General features: G+C 71.8%; 21 protein-coding genes, 1 tRNA gene and 1 pseudogene. 15 read left to right on the top strand and 8 right to left on the bottom strand.

Annotated elements, in window-relative coordinates; genetic code table 11:
* Positions 1–204: 204 nt before the first annotated feature.
* Together EWH70_RS33005 and EWH70_RS33000 are read right to left on the bottom strand one after the other, a co-directional pair.
* A complete protein-coding gene (locus EWH70_RS33005; protein WP_130479506.1) occupies positions 205–1,530 on the bottom strand; it encodes a carboxylesterase family protein in 1,326 nt (441 codons plus the stop codon).
* A gap of 76 nt (positions 1,531–1,606) precedes the next feature.
* Entirely contained in the window at positions 1,607–1,987 is a 381-nt protein-coding gene (locus EWH70_RS33000) for a VOC family protein (protein WP_130479505.1), read from the bottom strand.
* 214 nt (positions 1,988–2,201) lie between these two features.
* On the opposite strand from EWH70_RS33000, the gene EWH70_RS32995 reads away from it, so the two are divergent.
* The 6 genes from EWH70_RS32995 (at position 2,202) to EWH70_RS32970 (ending at position 7,574) form a co-directional block, all read left to right on the top strand.
* Positions 2,202–3,128, top strand: a complete 927-nt coding sequence (locus tag EWH70_RS32995; RefSeq protein ID WP_205669354.1) for a GntR family transcriptional regulator — start codon at positions 2,202–2,204, stop codon at positions 3,126–3,128.
* Positions 3,129–3,135: 7 nt separating this feature from the next.
* Complete coding sequence (locus EWH70_RS32990) at positions 3,136–3,471, top strand: YciI family protein (protein WP_130479503.1); 336 nt, start codon at positions 3,136–3,138, stop codon at positions 3,469–3,471.
* Positions 3,468–4,685 carry an RNA polymerase sigma factor gene (locus tag EWH70_RS32985; protein WP_130479502.1) on the top strand — a complete coding sequence of 406 codons (1,218 nt, stop codon included), beginning with the start codon at positions 3,468–3,470 and terminating at the stop codon, positions 4,683–4,685. The genes EWH70_RS32990 and EWH70_RS32985 overlap by 4 nt, the downstream gene beginning before the upstream one ends.
* Before the next feature lie 117 nt (positions 4,686–4,802).
* Positions 4,803–5,297 (top strand): SRPBCC family protein, encoded by a 495-nt coding sequence (locus EWH70_RS32980; protein WP_130479501.1) that lies wholly within the window; start codon positions 4,803–4,805, stop codon positions 5,295–5,297.
* Between the two features lie 27 nt (positions 5,298–5,324).
* Entirely contained in the window at positions 5,325–6,749 is a 1,425-nt protein-coding gene (locus tag EWH70_RS32975; protein ID WP_240687357.1) for an MFS transporter, read from the top strand.
* Positions 6,750–6,776: 27 nt separating this feature from the next.
* On the top strand, positions 6,777–7,574 hold the full coding sequence (locus EWH70_RS32970; RefSeq protein ID WP_130479500.1) for an alpha/beta fold hydrolase: 798 nt from the start codon (positions 6,777–6,779) through the stop codon (positions 7,572–7,574).
* Position 7,575: 1 nt separating this feature from the next.
* Here EWH70_RS32970 and EWH70_RS32965 read toward each other — a convergent pair whose 3' ends face one another.
* Positions 7,576–8,409 carry an SCO6745 family protein gene (locus EWH70_RS32965; RefSeq protein ID WP_130479499.1) on the bottom strand — a complete coding sequence of 278 codons (834 nt, stop codon included), beginning with the start codon at positions 8,407–8,409 and terminating at the stop codon, positions 7,576–7,578.
* 121 nt (positions 8,410–8,530) lie between these two features.
* The gene (locus tag EWH70_RS32960) at positions 8,531–9,742 is read right to left on the bottom strand and encodes an MFS transporter (RefSeq protein ID WP_130479498.1); all 1,212 of its coding nucleotides are present in this window, start codon (positions 9,740–9,742) and stop codon (positions 8,531–8,533) included.
* 110 nt (positions 9,743–9,852) lie between these two features.
* Here EWH70_RS32960 and EWH70_RS32955 point away from each other — a divergent pair, with 110 nt between their 5' ends.
* From EWH70_RS32955 to EWH70_RS32940, 4 genes are read left to right on the top strand one after another with little or no spacing between them, the layout of a single operon-like run.
* Positions 9,853–10,575: a class I SAM-dependent methyltransferase gene (locus EWH70_RS32955; RefSeq protein WP_130479497.1), complete on the top strand. Its 723-nt coding sequence runs from the start codon at positions 9,853–9,855 to the stop codon at positions 10,573–10,575.
* Positions 10,572–11,378 (top strand): Rossmann-like domain-containing protein, encoded by an 807-nt coding sequence (locus EWH70_RS32950; RefSeq protein ID WP_130479496.1) that lies wholly within the window; start codon positions 10,572–10,574, stop codon positions 11,376–11,378. The genes EWH70_RS32955 and EWH70_RS32950 overlap by 4 nt, the downstream gene beginning before the upstream one ends.
* Positions 11,375–12,358: a GHMP family kinase ATP-binding protein gene (locus EWH70_RS32945; RefSeq protein WP_130479495.1), complete on the top strand. Its 984-nt coding sequence runs from the start codon at positions 11,375–11,377 to the stop codon at positions 12,356–12,358. Before EWH70_RS32950 ends, EWH70_RS32945 begins: the two co-directional genes overlap by 4 nt.
* Entirely contained in the window at positions 12,279–13,307 is a 1,029-nt protein-coding gene (locus tag EWH70_RS32940; protein ID WP_130479494.1) for a pyridoxal-phosphate dependent enzyme, read from the top strand. The genes EWH70_RS32945 and EWH70_RS32940 overlap by 80 nt, the downstream gene beginning before the upstream one ends.
* Here the strand turns inward: EWH70_RS32940 and EWH70_RS32935 are convergent.
* Positions 13,276–14,538, bottom strand: coding sequence for a cytochrome P450 (locus EWH70_RS32935; RefSeq protein WP_130479493.1), 1,263 nt, complete (start codon positions 14,536–14,538; stop codon positions 13,276–13,278). The two genes, EWH70_RS32940 and EWH70_RS32935, sit on opposite strands and share 32 nt — an antisense overlap.
* A 45-nt stretch (positions 14,539–14,583) precedes the next feature.
* Between EWH70_RS32935 and EWH70_RS32930 the strand changes: the two genes are divergently transcribed.
* From EWH70_RS32930 to EWH70_RS32910, 5 genes are all read left to right on the top strand, one after another.
* Complete coding sequence (locus EWH70_RS32930; protein WP_130479492.1) at positions 14,584–15,312, top strand: alpha/beta fold hydrolase; 729 nt, start codon at positions 14,584–14,586, stop codon at positions 15,310–15,312.
* 186 nt (positions 15,313–15,498) lie between these two features.
* Positions 15,499–16,299 carry an ABC transporter permease gene (locus EWH70_RS32925; RefSeq protein WP_130479491.1) on the top strand — a complete coding sequence of 267 codons (801 nt, stop codon included), beginning with the start codon at positions 15,499–15,501 and terminating at the stop codon, positions 16,297–16,299.
* Entirely contained in the window at positions 16,284–17,015 is a 732-nt protein-coding gene (locus EWH70_RS32920) for an ABC transporter ATP-binding protein (RefSeq protein WP_130479490.1), read from the top strand. Before EWH70_RS32925 ends, EWH70_RS32920 begins: the two co-directional genes overlap by 16 nt.
* Positions 17,002–18,015: an ABC transporter substrate-binding protein gene (locus tag EWH70_RS32915; RefSeq protein WP_420809114.1), complete on the top strand. Its 1,014-nt coding sequence runs from the start codon at positions 17,002–17,004 to the stop codon at positions 18,013–18,015. Before EWH70_RS32920 ends, EWH70_RS32915 begins: the two co-directional genes overlap by 14 nt.
* Positions 18,016–18,019: 4 nt before the next feature.
* Complete coding sequence (locus EWH70_RS32910; RefSeq protein WP_130479489.1) at positions 18,020–19,162, top strand: LLM class flavin-dependent oxidoreductase; 1,143 nt, start codon at positions 18,020–18,022, stop codon at positions 19,160–19,162.
* A 22-nt stretch (positions 19,163–19,184) separates the two neighbouring features.
* Here EWH70_RS32910 and EWH70_RS32905 read toward each other — a convergent pair.
* The 3 genes and pseudogenes from EWH70_RS32905 to EWH70_RS32895 form a co-directional block, all read right to left on the bottom strand.
* Positions 19,185–20,603: pseudogene (locus EWH70_RS32905) on the bottom strand (purine-cytosine permease family protein); the annotation flags it as partial.
* 123 nt (positions 20,604–20,726) lie between these two features.
* A complete protein-coding gene (locus EWH70_RS32900; protein WP_130479488.1) occupies positions 20,727–21,419 on the bottom strand; it encodes a TetR/AcrR family transcriptional regulator in 693 nt (230 codons plus the stop codon).
* 139 nt (positions 21,420–21,558) lie between these two features.
* Positions 21,559–21,632: transfer RNA gene (locus EWH70_RS32895), tRNA-Arg, on the bottom strand.
* Positions 21,633–21,894: the final 262 nt, after the last annotated feature.

Here is a 21,894-nt window from a genome sequence, read left to right as displayed (position 1 = left end):
GGGGGTGTGCCATCCACATTTCGTCGATTTCCGGCCGCGGATTTCTACACCTTTCGCGACACCATTCCGATCCGTTAGTCGGATGCCGGACGGCTGGGGCGCGGGCTGTACTGGATCAGCCGCGCCACTCCCGGTGTGCGGCCGAACGAGGAGGGGACGAGAATGCCGGCCACAGTGGACACATCAGGCCCGCCCGCGATCCGGTTACCTGCCGTCCGCGGGAAAGGTGATCGTTCCGGCCAGGTCGGCGGATTCCGCCGGAACCTTGCCGGTGCGGGCGAAACCGGCCCAGATCTCGCGGATCAGCCTGCCTCGCCGGTCGACCTCCGCCCACGTGGCCGACCCGAGCAGCCGGACGCCGTCCCACGCCTGCCGCGACCCGAACACCAGCGGGATGTCGGTGATGTGGGCGGCTCCGAGCGCGCTTCCCCGCGGGCGCCAGGTCATCCGGTACCGCACCGCCCGGCCGCCCGCCTCGCGGTGCCTGCGGGCGAACTCCTTCGCGGGCCCGCCGTAGATCTTCCGCGTGAACGGCGCGGTGACCAGTCGGCGCACCAGCGGGCCGAGCAGCGGGATCTGGAAGAGACGGGGAAGGACGGGGACGGCGGCGGCGAACAAGGCGGCCTCTTCCGCGGTGTGACCGATGAGCACGTCGACCCGGCGTGCCGCACCGCGCCAGGCCGCGACGCGCGCGGTCTCGTCGGGTACGGGCGCCAGACCGTACTGGATGCCGAACGGCATGCCACCCGGCAGCCCGAAGCCGCGTGCCGACTTCTCCGCCACGGCCTGCAGGGCGACGACCTCGTCGACCGGGGCGACGCGCCGCGGCGTGCCCACCGCCGCGAGCATCGCCGCGGTCATGGCCGACCGCCCGGAGGTGATGCCCAGCGGCGCGCTCTGGATGATCACCCGCTGGAACAAGCCGTCGGCGCCCTCGCTGATCATCAGATGCGCGATCGCGTCGCCGCCGGCCGACTGGCCGAACAGCGTCACCGACTCGGGGTCGCCCCCGAACGCCGGGATGTTGGCCCGCACCCACCGCAACGCGGCGAGCTGGTCGAGCAGGCCGAGGTTGGCCGGCACGTCGGTGCCGTCACCGAGGAAGCCGAGTACCCCGAGCCGGTAGGTGACCGTCACGACCACCACGCGCTGCTCCACGACCAGCGAACGGGGGTCGTAGACGCCGAGGTCGCCGGCACCGGTGACGTAGGAGCCGCCGTGGATCCACACCATCACCGGGAGGCGTTCGCCCTCCGCGAGGTCGGCGGGCAGGGTGACCGACAGCCGCTGGCAGTGCTCGTCCACAGCGAGCTCGTCGTCACCGATGAGCTGGGTCAGCAGCTCCGACGGGCGCTGGGGCGCGGCCGGGGCGCGGTCGAACGCAGTGAACGGTTCGGTGAACGGCTCCACCGGACGCGGTACGCCGAACCGGTCCGCGCTCGCGTAGGGAATGCCGAGCACCCGCACCACGTCGGCATCGACCCGCCCGATGACGGTTCCCGCCGGTGTGTCGAACGACCGCTGCTCCACGCGCCGTCCTCCTCGCTGCCCGGATGATCACGTGCAGCCTACGTCCGGTGGGAGCGGGTGGGGACGACCGGCGGTGTCAGCCGGACGGCGCGTGGCTGAGGTCGATGACGCAGAACAGGTTGCCGTCGGGATCGGCCAAGACGACGAAGTCCGGCGCAGGCGGGTAGGAGTCCCAGTCCACCCTGGTCGCGCCCAGTGTGACCAGCCTGGCGACTTCCTGTTCCTGCTCGGCGGCGGTGTCGACGAGCAGGTCGAGATGGATGCGCGGGCGTGGTTCCGGCGGCGACTCGCTGTACATCAGGCACAGGGCCCGGCCCGAGCCGTCGGCGTGCTCGAGTGTGCGCCAGTGGTCGCCTGCCCACTCCTCGGTCGCGACGAGGTTCAGGGCGGAGGTCCAGAAGGTCGTGGCGCGCTGTAGGTCGGTCACGCCGATCACCGGATACCCGAGTCGCAGCATGGAACGCATCCTACGGACGTCCGGCCGGGCTGGTGATCATCTGCTCACCGGGAGCGCATTCGTTTGATTTGATTCGGTTCCGAAAGCGTGGCAAAGAAGTGAGAATGGTTGGAGAAAGCTGATTCCGCGAATCCGTCGGCCGCCGCGACTACGATGAGTGGGCGCGAAATTCAGGTCGAGGAGCGTACGAGCGTTGGTGGACAACCACATTCAGGTGAGCCGTGATTCCGATGTGCCGATCTTCCGGCAGATCGTCACCCAGTTGTCCTTTCTGATCGAAAGCGGCGACCTGCGTGGTGGTCACGTACTCCCCAGCGCGCGGTTGCTGGCCGACAACCTCAATCTCAACCGCAACACCGTCGCCCGCGCCTATTCGGAACTCGGCGAACTGGGCCTGGTGGAGAGCCGGGGGCGGGGTGGCACCGTCGTCGTGGGACCGCGGGGAGCGCGGGCGGGCTCGCCGGCGCACGACCGGGCGCAGGCGATCCTGGACGAGGCGGCCAGGGCCTGTGTCGCCCTCGGCCTGTCCGCCTCCGAGGTCCAGTCGCTGATGACCGCCCTGGCCATGCGCGCGGAGCGGGATCTGCTCACGATCTCGTTCGTCGAGTGCAACGCCGACCGGGCCAAGTACTTCGCCGACGAGCTGGCCGGGCACATCGGCCTGGCGGTGAAGCCGCTGGTGCTGGGCGAGTTCGAGCCGGCCGAGGAGGAGGCCGACCTCGTGCTGACCACGTTCTTCCACCTCGCCGAGGTTCGCGGCCTGTGGCGGGGGCAGGGCACCGACGTGGTCGGCATCGTCGTCGCGCCACATGTGCGGACGCTGGTGGAGATCGCGTCCGTCCCGGCGGGACGAGCGGTCGGTATCTGGTACTCCACCGAGGACCAGGCGGTCAGCATCAGGGATTCGCTGACCCAGTCGGGGCTGGACAACGTCAGGGTGCTCCAGGGCACCGGGGAGGAGGACATCGACGGCCTGGACCTCGTCGTCATCCCCAGTGAGGTGCCGGAGCTGAAGTCCCGGCTCGACGGGCGGGTGAGGGTCATCGAGTTCGGCAACGTGCTGGATGCGGCCTCCATCCGGATGGTCAACGAGGTCGTCGGCGACCTTCGGGCGGCCAAGGTCCAGCGACCGGGTGCATAGTGTTGTCGTGAAATACGTGTTGCTGATCTGTGACGACGAGAAGGTGTCGCCGTCCATGGAGGAGATCGCGGCGGACCCGGCACATCAGGCGTACGGAGCGGAGGTGGAACGCCTGGGTGGCAGCCTCGGCGGCGCGCGGCTGCGCCCGGTGGCGACCGCGACGACCGTGCGTGTCCGGGAGGGCGAGACCCTGGTGTCGGACGGCCCGTTCGCCGAGACGAAGGACTTCATCGGCGGGATCGACATCGTCGACTGTGCCAACCTGGACGAGGCGATCGCGCTGGCGGCGCGGCATCCCTACGCGAGCTGGGGCTGCATCGAGGTCCGGCCCGTGTGGGAATGACCGCGCCGGACGTGGTTCGTGCCGCGGTCGACGCGGCGTACCGGGAAGAGTGGGGCCAGGTGGTCGCCACACTGATCGGCCTGACCGGGAACTGGGACCTGGCCGAGGACTGCGCGCAGGACGCGTTCGCCGCCGCGCTGACGACGTGGGGGCGCGACGGCGTCCCGGATCGCCCGGGTGCGTGGCTGACCACGGCTGCCCGGCACCGGGCGACCGACCGGCTTCGCCGGGACACCACCGGCGCGGCGAAGCTGCGCCAGCTCGCCGTGCTGGAGCGGGCTCCGGTCGAGCCGGTGGCGCAGGAGATCCCGGACGAGCGGCTGCGGCTGATCTTCACCTGCTGCCACCCGGCGCTGCCCTTTCCCGCCCGCGTCGCACTCACCCTGCGCACGCTGGCGGGGCTGACCACGGGGGAGATCGCCAGGGCCTTCCTGACCGCCGAGCCGACGATGGCGCAACGCCTGGTGCGTGCCAAGCGCAAGATCGTCGAGGCCGGCATCCCGTACCGGGTCCCGCCGGCGGAACTCCTCCCGGAGCGGCTGACCGGCGTCCTCGCGGTGCTGTACCTGATCTTCAACGAGGGCTACGACGAACAGGACGAACGCAGGGCGCTGGCCGCCGAGGGAATCCACCTCGCCCGCACGCTGGTCCGGCTGATGCCAGCCGAACCCGAGGCACGCGGCCTGCTGGCGTTGATGCTGCTGCTGGAGGCCCGCCGGGCGAGCCGCACGGACGGTGGCGTGCTGGTCACGCTGGAGAACCAGGACCGGTCCCGCTGGGATCGCGCGCTGATCGCCGAAGGTGAGGCGCTGCTGGACGAGGCACTGGCCATGCGGCGCACCGGGCCGTATCAGGTGCAGGCCGCGATCGCCGCCTGCCACGCCACCGCGCCGGACGCGGAAACGACAGACTGGCCGCAGATCGCCGCCCTCTACGCCGAACTCGCACGGCTGGCACCGTCACCCGTGGTGGATCTCAACCGGGCCGTGGCGATCGCGATGGCCGACGGTGTCGCCGCCGGACTCGCGCTCGTCGACGAACTCGCCGGGTCAGGCAGGCTCGACGGCTACTACCTGCTGCCCGCGACCCGCGCCGACCTGCTCCGCCGGGACGGTCGCCTCGCCGAGGCCGCCACGGCCTACGAGGAGGCGTTGGAACTGGCGCCGACCGACGCCGAGCGCCGCTACCTGAAGGGCCGGCTTTCCGCGCTCTGACCAGCGAAAAGTCGGTCGCCGCCGAAGTTTTCGAAATTTTTCGAGATCGATGTCGATTCCGCGCGGCCTCCTCCGTCGGTGGGGCGAAAACCACCCAGACCGAGAGAGGCAGCGACGATGTCGAACACCGAGTACCTGACCGCCACCATGACCGTCGACCGGACGCCGGAGGAGGTCTTCCAGGCCATCACCAACGTGCGGGGCTGGTGGACCGAGAACCTCATCGGCGACTCGGCCGCCCTGTACGACGAGTTCGTCTTCACCGACGACAGCGCCCACCCCGGCGAGGCCGCCCAGGGCAGCGGCGGCATCCGGTTCGCCCGCTTCCAGCTCACCGAGGTCGTGCCCGGCAGGCGGGTGGTCTGGCACTGCGTGGACTCCTACCTCAGCTTCATCGACGACCACGGCGAGTGGACCGGCACCGACGCCGTCTTCGACATCACCACGGGTGCGGACGGCACCACGCTGCGGTTCGTCCACGAAGGGCTCACCGCGGCCGGATCCGCGTGCTTCGAAGCGTGCTCACGCGGCTGGACCTTCTACATCACCAAGAGCCTGCCGCAGCTGATCACCACCGGCACCGGCCAGCCGATTCCCGGCTACCGCCGCTGATCCGCCGCGAGCCGAAAGGAACCGACCATGTCCATGACCGCATCGCGCCGGACGCAGGCGCCGTCGCACCCGACGCTCGTGCTGGTGCTGGCATGCGCTGCCCAGGCGATGGTGGGCCTCGACATCGCCATCGTGAACGTGGCCCTGCCGTCGATCCAGCGTGACCTCCGGGTCAGCCAGAGCAGTGTGCAGTGGGTCGTCGTCGCCTACGGCCTGCTGCTCGGCGGATTCCTCCTCGCCGGTGGCCGGGTCACCGATCTGCTGGGGCGCCGCCGCGTCCTGCTGGCCGGTCTCGGCCTGTTCACCGCGGCGTCGTTGCTGGCAGGCGTGGCGCACCACGGCGGCGTGCTGATCACCGCCCGCGGCCTGCAGGGACTGGGCGGTGCGCTCATCGCACCGGCAGCGTTGTCGCTGGTGGCCGTCACGTTCCGGGAAGGCCGGGAACGCAACCGGGCCCTCGGGATCTTCGGCGCCGTCGGCGGTCTGGCCGGGACGGTGGGCGTCGTCGCCAGCGGTCTCATCGCCGCCGGCCCGGGCTGGCGATGGGCGTTCTTCATCAACGTGCCCGCGGGCATCGTGCTCATCGTGCTCGCCGCGACCGGTCTCGCGGCCGACCGGGCCGCGAGGCGTTCGGGGCGGCTCGACCTCGCGGGGGCGGGCGCGGCGACCGCCGGGCTGCTGGCCTTCGTCTACGCACTGCACCACGCGTCCACCCATGGCTGGACCACGGGCTCGACGCTGGCGTGGTTCGTCGCGGCCGGAGTGCTGCTGGCGGCGTTCGGGTGGATCGAGAAACGCGCCCCGGCGCCGCTCGTGCCGGGCCGCGTGCTGCGCAACCGCCCGCTCGTCGTCGCGAACGTCACCGCGTTTCTGGCGTTCGGTGCGTTCTTCTCCTTCATCTTCCTCGGCTCGCTGCTCATGCAGCAGGAACTCGGCTACTCGGCGACCGAGACGGGCCTGGCCTGGCTGGCCACGACGATGACGGAGTTCGCGACGGCGTCGGCGGTCGGCCGCCTCACGGCGGCGGTGAGTGTCCGCTGCCTGCTGGTCGTGGGCCTGTCCCTGCTGACCGCCGCGATGGTGTGGCTGACCCGGGTTCCGGCAGGCGCCGACTACCTCACCGATCTGCTTCCCGCCTTCCTGCTCGCCGGACTCGGCTTCGGGCTCTGCGGGCCCTCGGTGCAGATCGGCGCGCTGTCCGGCGTCACCGAAGCGGAATCGGGACTCGCGTCGGGACTGATCGAGACGATGCGGGAGATCGGTGGTGCGGCGGGCGTCGCCGCGGTGTCGGCGGTGCTCGTCGCGGGCAGCGGGCTCGGCGGTTTCCACGCGGCACTCGGCGCCATCGGCGTTCTCGCCGCGCTCGGGGCGATCGTCGCGGCCGCCGGATTCCGGCCCGCACGCCGACTTCCTGGTTCACGGAGTCGTCGGCCGGGAGCCGGCCTCCCCTAAGGTAGGAGCACTTGAGAGGGGTTGGGTATGACTTCTGTGACGTCGAAGGACGGAACGTCGATCGCGTACCGGCGCAGCGGGACCGGTCCGGCGGTCATCCTGGTGGGCGGCGGGCTCGACGACGGCTCGGAGAACGCCGCGCTCGTGCCCGAGCTGGCGGGGCGGTTCACCGTCTACAACTACGCGCGCCGCGGCCGGGGCGACAGTGGCGACACCGCCCCGTACGCGGTGGAACGCGAGATCGACGACATCGCCGCGCTGATCGGCGAGGCGGGCGGATCGGCGCACCTGTTCGGGGCGTCGTCCGGCGGCGCGCTGGCACTCGAGGCGGCCGCCGCCGGGCTCGCCGTGGACAGGATCGCGGTCTACGAGGTTCCGTACCTGGACGACGCCATGGCGCCGCACTGGTCGGCCTACGTCGACCGGCTGACCGCGGTGCTCGCCGAGGGCAGGCGCGGCGAGGCGGTCGAACTGTTCATGCGGCTGGCCGGCTCCTCCGACGACGACATCGCGGGAGCACGCGCGTCGTCGTTCTGGCCCGGACTGGAAGGGCTCGCGCACACGCTCGCCTACGACGCGGCCTGCCTGGGCGACGGGCGTCCACCGGTCGCCCGGCTGGCGACCATCACGCAGCCGGTGCTGGTGGCGACCGGTGGAGTCGCCGATCCGCACATGGGCGGCCTTCAGCCGGGCTTCTTCGACAACGCCGCCGACGCGATCGCCGCGGCGGTCCCGAAGGCGGAACGCCGGATCGTCGAAGGCCAGACTCACATCGCCGATCCGAAGATCCTGGGCGGCCTGCTCGCCGGCTTCTTCACGCCCTGAGCTACCAGGGAATGACCCTCCGGATGGCAGCCGAGAGCGGTTCGAGGTCGGTGGCCAGACCGTCGAGCTCGCCGGGGCTCAGGGCGTTGTAGGGCACCTCCGCGAGCCGGTCGGTCAGCGCCTCGACCCGCTGCTTGGTGGCCCGGCCCGCGTCGGTGAGCCAGCCGTCGGCCCCGATGAGGCCGCGGGCGCGCATGCCGTCGATGACCGCGTCCAGCTGCGCGGCGGGAAGGTGGTGTACCCGGCCGAACTCCTTCGCGGGCAGATCGACGGACAGGGCGTGGAGCACATGGGCCTCCGTCCCGCCGACGCCCTCGGCCACCAGCGCCACGACATGGCCGTCGCCGCGGTGCTCGCGCAGCAGCGTGGCCGCGTGCCACAGCCGGGCCACGGGCTCGCGCGGCACCGGGATCGTGCGCAGGGCGGCGAAGAGGGCGCGGCCCTCCACGGGTGCGCTGGTCGCCGCCCTGAGCAGGAGGTCCCCGGCGCGCGCGACGCCCGGGGCGTCGGCGAGGTCCCCGAGGATCCGCCGCAGCCCCGCCACACAGCCCCGTTCGCGCGCGGCCAGCGCGGCTTCGGGCGTGGTCAGGTCCCAGATCCGCGGGATGTGGCGTGCCACCTCGCCGGGGGCGAAGTTGTAGAAGATCGCGTGCACCGCCTCGGCCGGCATCGCCCGGCCGAACGGCGCGGCCCGGCCGGCGAAGTAGGCGTCCCACTGGTTACGCAGGCCCAGCGCGATCAGGGCCTCGTCCGACTCGTCGGCGAAGTAGGGCACCAGGCCGATGGGCTCGATCAGGTCGTACATGCGGCGGGCTACGGGTTCCGGGTGCGACATCTCAACTCCGCGTGGTCCTGGCGGCGCCCCGTGGCGACCGCTCACCCCCTCCACGAACGGCCCGTCCCGGATTCGACACCGGTCCTCAGCGATTCCGCAGCACCCTGCCCGGGCTCCGGTCTCATTGCTGCACGGTAGACCGGCACGCTTCGGCGGGGCGGGAGAACCCGCGGGCGCTGGGGACGAGCGCGGCGGCGGCCGGCGCGGCGAAGCAGACGAGCGCGCAGGCACCGAGGACGGCCGGGGCGCCGAAGGCGTCGACGGCGGGAGCGATGAGCGCGAGGCCGAGGGGAGCGAGGCCGTAGGACAGCAGGAAGTCCAATGAGGACACCCGGGCGAGCTTGCCGGGGTCGACCTCGCGCTGGATCGCGGTGAACCACGGGACGTTGAACAGTTCGATCCCGATCCCGGCCAGCACGTAGGCGGCGATCACCACCGCAGGGTGCACTGGGAGCAGGAGGCTGAGTGGGGCGAATCCGTACAGTGCCAGGCCGGACAGGGCAGCCCAGCCCTGTGCGCGGGGACGCCACCGCGCGACGACCAGCGCCCCGGCGAGCGCGCCGACGATGTAGGCCGTGGTCGCGCCGGCCAGGACGGCCTCGCTGCCGTAGGTGTCCCGGCTGACCAGCGGCAGCACGACCCCGGTCGCCGAGTAGCCGGTGGCGATCACGGCGGTCAGCGCGCCCAGCCCGGCGAGGAACCACGGGTGCCTGCGGGCCTCGCGGACACCGTCGGCGAACTCGGCGACGAACGCGACCCGGGTGCGCTCGCCGACCGGTGGCGTGGCCGTTCCCGCCGGCGGCAGCAGCGCGGCGGCCAGCCAGAGCAGGCCGATGCCGATCAGCAGTGCCCGCGTGTCGAGGACGGTGGCCAGCAGGGCGGCCGTGGCGGGCGCGACCAGCGTGGTGACCCGCACGGCCAGGGTGATCGCGGCGTTGGCCCGTTGCCTGCGCGACTCCTCGACGACCTCGGCGGTCAGCGCCTGGAACGCGGGACGGCACGCGCCCTGGCCTGCCCCGGCCACCGCGGCCGCGACGGCCATCAGCGGCACCGACCAGCCCAGCCCGGCCGCGATCACCGGTGCGGCGACCGCGGCGGCGGCGCTCGACCAGAACACCACCGCGCGCCGGGAGTACCGGTCGGCCAGAACCCCGCTGACCGGCACCGCCGCCAGGAAGCCGACCGTCCTCGTGGCCAGGACCAGCCCGAGGCCGCCGGCGCTCAACGTGCGGTCCAGCACGGCGAGACCGAGCACGAAGGGCAACGCCCAGGTCGCCAGTCCGGACGCGGTGGTGCCCGCCCACAGGCGCAGGAAGGCGAAGTCACGCAGCATGCGCACACCTTAAATGAAAACCGTTGTCGTTACTTCTCGGGGTCTACCTAGACGATAATGATTATCGTTTGTAGTATCCCGGTCGATTGCCACCACGGAAGGGACCCTTTGTGGACAAGGTGTTGCTCGACGAGCTGCCACCACCGTTGCCCCCCGAGCAGATCATCGCGCTCAACCAGCCGAAGGCCGATCTGCACAGCGTTCGCCGCTACGAGTGGAACGGGTGGGTGTTCGACGTCCCGCCCGGGGTGTTCCTGCCCGGCGAGACCAGCCGGATGATCCACCAGCGGCTGCTCGACGGCGAGATCGACGTCCGGGGCCGCCGCTACGCCGCGATGGGCGCCGGGCTCGGCGTCGAGGCGGTCGTCGCCGGACTGCGTGGCGCCCGCGAGGTGTACGCCCTCGACGTCCACCCGGACAGCGTCGCCGCCACCACGCGGCACTACGACCGGCTGGTCGGGCCGGCCGAGGGCACCGAGTTCGTCCCGCTGGTCGCCGACGTCTTCGACGGCTTCCCCGACGGCCGCCCGCTCGACGTGGTGACCTTCAACCCGCCCGCGGTCAGCCAGGTCGTCAGCGAGGACGCCGACGTCGTGCGCAACGTGTGCCTCGGCGCGCCGCTGCTGGAGCGGTTCTTCGCCCAGCTCGCCGGGCGTGACCTGCTCGCCCCGGGCGGTGAGGTGTTCGTCATCGCCTCCAACACCGCGGACCTGCGCGCGATCGTCGGCCACGCCGTGGATCACGGGTTCACCCCCGAGGTGCGGTTGCGGCACGACTGGCACGACGGGGTGCTGACCTACCTGTTCCGCTTTCACCGGGGAGCCGCCGCGTGAGCGTCGACCAGCTCGTCGCCGACGTCCTCGACGGCAGGCACGGCACCCCGGCCGCCGACCTGGTGGCCACCAGCGTGTTCTGGCTGCACCACGGGACCCGGCTGGCCGGTGGCGGCGTCACCTACCGCAACCAGTACCTGCTTGTCCGATGTGGACAGGCGTTCGGCGGCTGCGCGTTCGAGGCCGGGGAGGTCGACCCGGCGATCTGTTCCGGCGCCTCCGGCAGCACGCTCGACACGCTGCTGCGCGAAGGCCCGCTGCCGCTGCGCATCGCCGCGCTGGACGCCTACCTCGGCCAGGCGCTGCCGCACCGGGACGACCCGCGCGCGGAGCGGGTGGAACTGCCCGCCGGAACGCCGGAAACCCGGGCGGTGGCGCGGGACGCGGCTGTCGCGGGACTGCTCGGCATCGAACCCGGCGCCAAGGTCGGGCTGATCGGCGTGGTCAACCCGCTGGTGGCGGCCATCCGGGAACGTGGCGGCGACTGCCTGCCGTGCGACCTCAACCTCCGCACCACCCAGTGGGGCGACCCGGTCACCGACTCGATGGCCGAGGTGCTCGACGTCGCCGACGTGGTCGTCGCCACCGGGATGACGCTGAGCAACGGCAGCTTCGACGAGATCCTGCGGCGGTGCGTGAAGCGGGCGGTTCCGCTGATCGTCTACGCGCAGTCCGGCAGCGCCGTCGCCCGCGCCTTTCTCGGCGCCGGGGTGAGCGCCCTTTCCGCCGAGCCGTTCCCGTTCTCGCAGTTCAGCGCCGAGCCCACCACGCTCTACCGCTACCGCGCGGAGACCGGCGCATGAGCGTTGGCATCGGACATGCCTGCTGTCACCACGGCGAGATTCTGCAGGGCGTCTTCCTCGACGCCGACGGACGGCCGTGCCGCGGGCTGGTCACCCTGCCGATGGCCGGCCCCGGCACCCGGGCCGAGTTCACCCCGCTGCCGGGACGGCGGGTCACCGTCAGCCCCGCCGGCCGGACCAAGGCGGCCGGCGCGGCCGTGCTGGCGGTCGCCGAGTGCGCACGGCTGACCGGCCGGCGCGAGTGCGGCGGGCTGCTGCGGCTGCACAGCGACATCCCGCTCGGCCTGGGCATGGGATCGTCCACAAGCGACATCATCGCCACGATCCGCGCCGTGGCGGCGAGTTACGCCGTCACGCTGCCGCCGGCGACGGTGGCCCGGCTGACGGTGCGGGCCGAGACCGCCTGCGACCCGCTCATGCTCGACGACCGGCCGAGGCTGTTCGCCCAGCGGGAAGGCCGCGTGCTGGAGGACCTCGGGCACGCCCTGCCGTCCGCCGTCGTGGTCAGCTGCCTGACCGGCGGCGGGCGCCCGGTGGACACGCTGGGCATCGCGCCACACGTCTTCCGCGAGGACGACGTGCGTGACTTCGAGCGGCTGCGGGCGCGGCTGCGCCGGGCAATCGCCGACTCCGACGTCGTCCTGCTCGGCAGGGTCAGCACCGACAGTGCCCGCTACAACCAGCGCGTCCTGCCCAAGGCGGAGTTCACCGATCTGGTCGCCATCGCGGGGCGCAGCGGCGCCGCCGGTGTCCAGGTGGCGCACAGCGGCAACGTCGCGGGCGTGCTCTTCGACCCGGACGCGGCCGGTCTCGACGGCAGGCTGCGGCGGTGCGTGCGCGCGCTGCGCAGGCACGACATCCCGGTCACCCGGCTGTTCAGCACCAGAAGGGACGACAAACGTGGACGACCACATCGCCGAGGCGATCGGCCGGCCGGACCTGGTGCGCCTGGACGACGGACTCGTCTGCCTGCGGTTTGAGACGATGAAGGTCGTCTCCGCGCTGGCCGCGGTCGAGCATCTGCTCGGCACCGGCAGGGTGCGGCCCGGCGACACGCTGCTGGACTCCTCCAGCGGCATCTACGCCTACGCGCTCGCGCTGGCCTGCCACCGCTACGGCATGCGCTGCCACATCGTCGGGTCCACCACCGTCGACCACACGCTGCGCACCCAGCTGGCCGTCCTCGGCGCCCACCTCGAACAGATGGAGCCCTCGGCCAGCCTCAAGCTCGACCAGAGCCGCCGGGTGGCGAGGGTGCGGGAAATCCTGCGGGACAACCCCGGCTACCACTGGATGCGCCAGTACCACGACGACATCCACTACCTCGGCTACCGCGCGATCGCCGAGCGGGTCGCCGGTGAGGTGGACGGTCCGCTCACCGTCGTCGGCGGGGTCGGCTCGGGGGCCTCCACCGGAGCGCTGGCCACCTACCTGCGCGAGCGCTCACCCGACGTCGCCCTCGCGGGAGTGCAGCCGTTCGGCAGCGTCACCTTCCGCAGTGAGGCCGTGTCCGACCCGGACATCATCATCGCCGGGATCGGCAGCTCCATCCCGTTCGGCAACGTCGACCACACCCTGTACGACACCATCCACTGGGTCGGCTTCACCGCCGCCCTGGCCGGCAGCGTGGACCTGCTGCGCAGGCACGCGGTCTTCGCGGGCCTGTCGACCGGCGCGGCCTACCTCGCCGCACGCTGGGAACGCCGCCACGACGATGCCCGCACGGTGCTGTTCATCGCCGCCGACACCGGTCACCGCTACGTCGACTCCGTCTTCGCCCGCCACCGGGACGCCCCGCCCGCCGACAGCCTCAGCCCCCGGCAGGTGTCCACACTGGACGATCTGGCGCTGCCCTGGTCCCGCATGCGCTGGGCTCGGTCCCCGGTCGACCGCATCGTCAGCGGGACCACCGGATGGGCAGGGACTTGAGGCCGTTCTGGAAGTTCGACCGCAGCCGTACCGGCTCGCCGGCGAGCGACACCTCGCCGAGCAGGTCGAGCACCGCGCCGAACATCGCCCGCAGCTGGACCCGGGCCAGGTGCGCGCCGAGGCAGAAGTGCGGGCCGTGACCGAAGGTCAGGTGGTCGTTCGGGGACCGGGCCACGTCGAAGGCGTCCGGATCGGCGAACACCGCGGGGTCGCGGTTGGCCGAGGAGAACCAGACCACGACCTTGTCACCGGCCCGGATGTCCACACCGGACAGCCGGACGTCGGTGGTGGCCGTTCGGCGGAAGTGCATCACCGGCGTCCACCAGCGCAGCATCTCCTCGACCGCAGACGGCAGCAGCGACCGGTCGGCCAGCAGCCGCCGGTACTGCCCGGGATGGGTCAGCAGCGCCAGCATCCCGCCGGGCAGGCCGTTGCGCAGGGTTTCGTTACCCGCCACGGAGAACAGCCAGAAGAGATTCTCGAACTCGGCGAGCGAGACGCGGCCGCCGTCGTCGCCGACGTGCCGCATCAGGTTGCTCATCACGTCGTCGCCCGGGTGCGAGCGCTTGTAGTCGCCGAGGGCGTTCGCGTACGCGTAGAGGTCCGGCATCCCGGCGCGGGTGCGCGGATCCGGCATCGAGCCGTCCGGGCCGGGAGACGGGCGCAGGGCGAGCGCCGCCCGCGCGAGGCCGGTCACCGAGGAAGCGTCCACGGTCGCGCTGACCGCGTACTCGGCGTCCTGGTAGCCGATCACGCGGTTGCTCCAGTCGTACATCAGCCGCCGGTCCTGTTCCGGCACCCCGAACACCGCGGCGAGGGTGAGCAGCGGCAGGTCGGCGGCGACCTTCGCGAAGTCGCACTCGCCCCGGCCGGCGACGGCGGCGACGAGCATCCGTGCCTGCGAGTCGATCTGCTCGGTCAGCTTCGCGACGGCGCGCGGCGTGAACGCCTTGGTGAGCAGCCCGCGTAGCCTGCCGTGCTCGGGCGGGTCCATGTTGAGCATCATCCGGCGGACGTAGGCCAGGTCGCCGTCGGTGGCCGGGTCGCGGATCTGCGTCCCGCCGAGCTGCGAGGAGAACACGCGCGGATCACGCAGCACCCGCCGTACGTCGGCGTGCCGCAGCACGGCCCAGAAGTCGTCGACGCGGACCACCGGCGATGCGTGCCGCAGCCGCGCCAGCTCGTCGTAGGGGACACCCCGCAGGTAGGTGTCCGGATCGGTGATTCCCACGAACCGACCCTAGCCGCGCGGGGCGGTCTCGGGCAGGCTGCCCGGATGGACACGCTGAACATGCGCACCGCAGGCGAGGGTGAGCCGGCCGTTCTCCTCCTGCACGGGCTGGGCGCGACCGGCGCCGTGTGGGAGCCGTTGTCCGGCCTGCTCGGCCGGCGTGTCCTGGTGCCCGACCTGCCCGGCCACGGCACGTCCTCGCCCCTGCCGCGGTACAGCTTCCAGACCGTCGCGGCGGCGCTGGCGCGGGCGCTGCCGGGCACCGGCCCGCTGGTCGTCGCCGGGCATTCGCTGGGCGGCGTGCTCGCGCTCGAACTCGCGTCCGGCAGGTACGACGTCGACGTCGCAGGCGTACTGGCCCTCGGCGTGAAGGTGGAGTGGAGCCAGGACGACCTGGCCCGCGCGGCGGCGTTCGCGGCCCGTCCGGTGCGTGTTTTCGAGACCAGGGAGCAGGCCGTACAGGCCTACCTCAAGGTCTCCGGCCTGCTCGGCATCGCGCCGGCCGACCCCGCCGGGCTTCGCCGGACCGAGGACGGCTGGCGCCTCGCGCTGGACCCGCCCGTGTTCGGCGTCGGCGCGCCGGACATGCCCGCGCTGCTCGCCACCGCGCGGTGCCCGGTCGTGCTGGCGGCAGGCGAGACCGACCCGATGAGCCGTCCCGGGCAGCTGCGTGAACTCGACCCGGACGCGGTCAGCCTCGCCGGTCTCGGGCACAACGCCCATGTCGAGGACCCGGCCGCCGTCCGCGCCCTGCTGACGCGTTTCGGCGTCTGACCCGACGCGCGTCCTGTGTGGACAGTGGGGCGTCCGGCCGGGCTGTGTCAACACCGCCCACATCGTGGTGCCGGCGTCAGGATGTGGGACGGCGTTCCCGAGCGGGGCGGGCGCTTGTAGCTTCGGGCCGAACCGAGACCGATTCGAACGGAGAGGCTCGTGTCCGTTTCCGTCCAGGACCCCCCAGTGCGGTCGCAGGACCCCGTCACCGAGCCGGGAACGCCGGAGCGTAGCCGGATCCGGCTGCCGGATCTGCGCAGGTGGATCAGTCCCGTCGCCCTGCTCGTGCTGTGGCAGGTGGCCAGCTCGACCGGCTTGCTGTCGCCGGACAAGCTGAGTTCGCCGTGGACCGTGCTCCAGGCGGGCGTGGAGACGGCGCGCTCCGGTGAACTGGGTCAGGCGTTCGCCGTGTCGATCGGCAGGGTGGGGCTGGGTTTCCTGCTGGGCGCCGGAATCGCAGTGCTGCTGGGCATCGTCGCGGGGCTGTCCAGGTGGGCCGACGTGCTGATCGACCCGCCGGTCCAGATGCTGCGTACCCTGCCGTTTCTCGGGTTGATCCCGCTGCTGATCCTGTGGTTCGGCATCGGCGAGCAGCCCAAGATCATCCTGGTGGCGCTCGGCGTGGCGTTCCCGCTCTACCTCAACGTGCACGCCGGCATTCGCAACACCGAAAGCCAGCTGGTCGAGGCGACCACCGCCCTCGGTTACACCCGGCTGGAACGGCTCCGGCACGTCATCCTGCCGTCCGCGGTGCCGCAGGCACTGGTCGGGCTGCGGCAGTCGCTGGGGATCGCCTGGCTCGCGCTGATCGTGGGGGAGACCGTCAACGCCGACGCCGGGCTCGGGTACCTGATCAACAATGCCAGGGAGTTCCTGCGCACCGACGTGATCGTGGTCGGTCTCATCGTGTACGCGACGCTCGGCCTGGTCACCGACGCACTGGTCCGCCTGCTGGAACGAAGGGTGCTGCGATGGCGCACGGCGTGACGGGCGGCACCGTCGAAGTCCGGGGTCTCCGGAAACGCTTCGGTGATCGGACCGTCCTTTCCGGACTGGACGTCGACATCGCGGCAGGGGAGTTCGTCGCGCTGCTGGGACGCAGTGGGTCGGGCAAGTCGACGCTGCTGCGCGTGCTGGCCGGACTGGACGCCGCCGTCGAGGGCGAGGTCACCGTGCGCGGCACCGTGTCGGTGGCGTTCCAGCAACCCAGGCTGCTGCCGTGGCGGCGGGTGTGGCGCAACGTCGTGCTGGGCCTGCACACCGGCGGGCGGCACCGCGGCAACGACCGGGCACTGGCCGACCGGGCGCTCGCCGAGGTCCGTCTGGAAGAACTCGGTGACGCCTGGCCACGCACCCTCTCCGGCGGCGAGGCGCAGCGGCTCTCGCTGGCCAGGGCGCTGGTCAGGGAACCGGAACTGCTCCTTCTCGACGAGCCGTTCGGCGCGCTGGACGCGCTCACCCGGATCGCCATGCACGAACTGGTGGTCGACCTGTGGCAGCGGCACCGGCCCAGCGTCCTGCTGGTCACGCATGACGTCGACGAGGCGTTGCTGCTGGCCGACCGGGTGTTGATCCTCGACCGGGGCGCGATCGCGGCCGAACACGTCCTGACGCGGCCCCGGCCCCGCCGGGCCGCCGACCACGCCGAGGTGCGAACCCGGGTGCTGAACGGATTGGGAGTGACCGAACGTGCGACCGCTTAGGACGATCAGGGCGGCGGCAGGGCTGCTGACCGCCGCGGTGCTGGTGGCCTGCGGGGGCCAGGCCGGGCCGGCGACGACCGGGGTGCCCGCCCCGGTCGGTGCCGCCGAGCTGGCAGGGGTCACGCTGCGGGTCGCCGACCAGAAGGGCGGTTCCAAGGCGCTGCTCACCGCGGCCGGGCTGCTCGCCGACGTGCCGTACCGGATCGAGTGGTCGACGTTCACCTCCGGCCCGCCGCTGCTCGAGGCCGTCTCGGCGGGCGGTGCCGACGTCGGCAGGGTCGGCAACACCCCGCCGATCTTCGCCGCGGCGGCCGGCGCGAAGATCTCGGTCGTCGCCACCTCGCGCGGCAACGCCGAGAGCGACGCGATTCTCGTACCGAAGGACTCGCCGCTGCGCACCGTGGCCGACCTCCGGGGCAGGACGATCGGGGTGGCGAAGGGGAGTTCGGCGCACGGTCAGGTGCTGCTGAACCTGCGTAAGGCGGGTCTGTCCAAACAGGACGTCAAGCTGTCCTTCCTGCAGCCGGCCGACGCCTACGGCGCGTTCCGGCAGAAGCAGATCGACGCGTGGGCCGCCTGGGACCCGTACACGAGCCAGGCACTGCTGGAGGCGGGTGCACGCGTGCTGGCCGACGGCAACGGCACGGCCAACGGCCTGTCGTTCCTGGCGGCGGGAACGTCCGCGCTGTCCGACGCCGGGCGCAACACCGCGATCCGCGACTTCGTCACCCGGCACGCCAGGGCGGAGAGGTGGGCCGACGGTCACCGCGACGAATGGGCGGCGACCTGGGCGAAGGAGACCGGACTCGATATCGGCGTCGCCCGCGCCGCCGTCGCCAGGGGCCCGGACCTGCCGGTGCCGCTCGACGACGCGGTGGTCGCCTCCGAGCAGGAGCTGGCCGACACCTTCCACGCGGACGGTGTGCTTCCGTCCAGAGTGGACTTCGCCGCGCTGGTGGACCGCCGGTACGCCCAGGACCTCGACAAGATCAGGGGATGATCCCATGGCATTGCGCCTGCACTGGTTCCTGCCCACGTCCGGCGACAGCCGGACGATCGTGGAACGCTTCCACGCCAACCGGTCCCTCGGCCCGGCAGCCGCACGGCAGCCGGACATCGGCTACCTCGCGCAGATCGCCCGCGCCGCGGAGCAGCTGGGGTTCGAAGGTGTGCTGACCCCCACCGGCACCTGGTGTGAGGACGCCTGGCTGACCACCGCGGCCCTGATCCGGGAAACCTCGACGCTGAAGTTCCTCGTCGCGTTCCGGCCCGGGGTCGTCTCGCCGACACTGGCGGCGCAGATGGCCGCGACCTACCAGCGGCTGTCCGGTGGCCGTCTGCTGCTCAACGTCGTGACCGGTGGCGACGCCGTCGAGCAGCGCCGGTTCGGCGACTGGCACGACCACGACGCCCGCTACGCCAGGACCGACGAGTTCCTCACCATCGTCCGCGGTGTGTGGAGCGGGCAGCCGTTCGACTTCGACGGCGACCATCTGCGGGTCTCCGGCGCCACGGTGCTCGCGCCGCCCGACCCGCTGCCGGGAATCTACTTCGGCGGGTCCTCGGACGCGGCGCTGCCGGTGGCGGCCAGGCATGCCGACGTCTACCTCACCTGGGGCGAGCCGCCCGCGCAGGTGGCGGAGAAGATCGGCAGGGTCGCGGCCAGGGCCGAGGCCGCCGGGCGTCAGGTGCGGTTCGGTGTCCGGCTGCACACCATCAGCCGGGACACCGCCGACCAGGCATGGGCCGAGGCGCAGCGGCTGCTCGACGCGCTCGAGCCCGAGCAGGTCCGGTCCGCGCAACGGCAGCTGGCCGCCAGCGAGTCCGTCGGCCAGCGCCGCATGGTCGCCCTGCACCAGGGCGGGCTCGACCGCGGCGTGCGTGGCCTGGAGATCTACCCCAGCCTGTGGGCGGGCGTCGGGCTCGTCCGCGGCGGCGCGGGCACCGCGCTGGTCGGCAGTCACGGCGAGGTGGCCGACCTGATCGAGGAGTACCACTCGCTCGGGATCGACGAGTTCATCCTCTCCGGCTACCCGCATCTGGAGGAGGCGTACTGGTTCGCCGAAGGTGTGCGTCCCGAACTCGCTCGCCGTGGTCTGCTGGACGGGCCGCGGGCCCGCCGGCCGGTGGCCGTCGGCGCGCACTGAGTCCGGCGCCGGAGGAGCGGACGGCGCGCGGCCCGGCCGGGCCGAAAACGGCGCCGGGTTCGGGAAACAGCGTGAGCAGCACGGGATAGAGAAGTGCGGCGGTGGCGAGGGTCACCACCATGCTGACGTCCACGCCGCCGGCGATGTCGCGCAGCGGCCCGGCGATCATCGGTGTGTTCGCCGTCAGCAGGCCGAGCGCGGTCGCCGGCAGCCAGGCGCCCATCGCGCGCCAGTTCACGCCGCGGCTGAACCAGTACCGGCCGCCGCGCCGTCCTTCGTTGAACACCTGCAGGTCGTCGACGTCGTAGAAGCCCCGCCGGGTCCAGTAGCCGATCATCATGATCACCATCCACGGCGAGGTGCACAGCACGATCAGCGTGGCGAACGCGTTGATGCTGGTGACCATGTCGAGCGCGAAGCTGCCGGCGAAGATGAACACCACCGCGAGCGAGCCGACGAGGACCGTGGCCTGCACCCGGCTGAGCCGGGTGAAGATCGAGCTGAAGTCCAGGCCGGTTCCGTACAGCGCCGTCGTTCCGGTGGACAGCCCGCCGATGAGCGCGACCACGATGAGCGGCAGTGCGTACCAGAGCGGGGAGATCTCGGTCAGGCCGGTGATGTAGTCACCGGGGTCGGCGACGAGTGTTGCGGTGGCCATGCCGAACCCGAACGGCAGCAGCGTCGCCAGCTGCGCCAGCAGGGGCGCGGCGAGCAGCGACCGTCTGCTGTGGGTCGCCGGGATGTAGCGGGACCAGTCGCCGAGGAAGGCGCCGAACGAGATCGGGTTGGCCATCGTGGTGAGCAGGGCCAGGATCCAGGTCGGCCAGAGTTCGCCGAGCGCGTACACGCCGGTGCCCGCGAAGCCGGGGTCGAACCGCCCGGCGTAGGCGATGATCCCGAGCAGCATGATGGTGGTGCCGAGCACGACCGCGATCCGGTTGACCGCGAGCATGAACCGGTAGCCGTAGATGCAGACGACGAGCACCGCGACCGCGATGACGGCGTAGGACACCGCGCGCAGGATCTGGCCGCCGTCGATGCCGAACAGCCGCCTGGCCATGCCGGTCACGGCGTCGCCGCTGACCCACACGGAGATGGCGAAGAAGGCGATGGCCGTCAGCAGCGACAGGAACGAGCCGACGCAACGGCCCACGACGCCGAAGTGGGCTCCGGACGACACCGCGTTGTTGGTGCGGGTCACCGGGCCGAACAGCGCCATCGGCGCCAGCACGAGGGCGCCGATGAGCACGCCTGCCGCGGTCGCGGACGCGGCCTGCCAGAAACTGAGCCCGTAGGCGATCGGCAGCGTGCCGAGGATGATCGTGGAGAAGGTGTTGGCCCCGCCGAAGCACAGCCGGAACAGGTCGCGCGGGCGCGAGGTCTGCTCGGCCGGCGGAATCGGGTTGATCCCGTGCTGCTCGACCTCGGTCACCCTGTCCACTCGCGCACCTCCGCCGTCGCCTGGTTCCGGAAACCGTAGAACCGGCGCACGGGGTGGCTGAATGGGATGTTCCGTCCCAGATTCAGGAGCTGCTGGGTCGATGTGACCTGATGTGCCCTCCGGTCAGCGAGTGCCGGGATTCGGCGACAGGACGTCCCGCAGGCTGAGCGGGACGGGTGGCGGCAAGGCCCTGCCAGGAGGGGCCTGGTCGGTGCGCAACGCGTCCAGCAGGTAGGCGACGAGCCGCCGGGACGCGGCCGAGGCCTGTTCGGCGGTGGCGGCGATGATGCCGCCGTTGGCCATGAGCAGCAGGGTCAGGTCCTCCGGCACGAAGTCGGCGCGCAGCCGTCCGCTTTCCTTGGCACGCTTGGTCAGTTCGGTGAAACCACGCAGGGCTCGGTCGCGTTCGTGTTCGACGTTGACCAGATCGGGCAGCGCGGCGCAGACCGCGGCGCTGAAACCCCGGTCCGCGGCCTGCATGGCGCACACCGTTTCGAGGAAAGTGCGAAATCCCCGCCACGGGTCCGGATCGGCCAGCGCCTCGTCCACGACCGACACGCAGGCCGCGAACTGGTCGGCGAACACCTCGGTGACCAGTGAGTCCTTTGTGGGGAAACGACGGTAGAGCGTGGCGACACCGACCCCGGCGTGCCGGGCGATCGCGGCCATCGGCACGTCGAGCCCCCGTTCGGCGAACAGGGTGCGGGCGACCTCGACGATGCGGTCGCGGTTCTGCTGCGCGTCGGCCCGTAGGCCCGCCGTCTCTGCGGTGCGGACGCCGGAGCTGGCCGGTGGGTGGGATACCTCGGCGCTCATTCGTCTCACTCTATGCCAAACGGACGGGGGTCTCCATTTATCGTCCTAGCGTTCGGTGATCCCGGAGCCGAAAGTGGGGGTTAAGCGTGGGGCAGGTCAGAGCCGGAGCCGGACGAACCGGCTCCGACCTGCTGCGACGTGCCCCCGGCAGGACTTGAACCTGCGACCTAGAGATTAGAAGGCTCTTGCTCTATCCAGCTGAGCTACGAGGGCCTACGCCGACGCCACCGCGGGGCGTGGTCACGCCCCGCAGCTTAGTCACCGTCAATCACTCGATCGCCCGAAGCGGCCGGATCGTTTCACCCTCGTGTTTCGGTTGGGTCGTTAAACACCCACCGGGGCGACCCCGGACGGGCCGGACGCGGCGTTTCCGCTGGTCGTCGTGCTGAGCCAGGGAAACCGGGTATCGCGCCACATCCACCCGTCCGGGGCGCCTGCCCGGCGGTGACCGCACCTGGGCACGGTCACACCCCCT

Origin of the sequence: Amycolatopsis suaedae (genome assembly GCF_004214935.1) — a bacterium.
Classification (GTDB): Bacteria; Actinomycetota; Actinomycetes; order Mycobacteriales; family Pseudonocardiaceae; genus Amycolatopsis; species Amycolatopsis suaedae.
The sequence above is the reverse complement of the archived record's forward strand: the minus strand, read 5'-3'. Positions and strand labels throughout refer to the sequence as shown.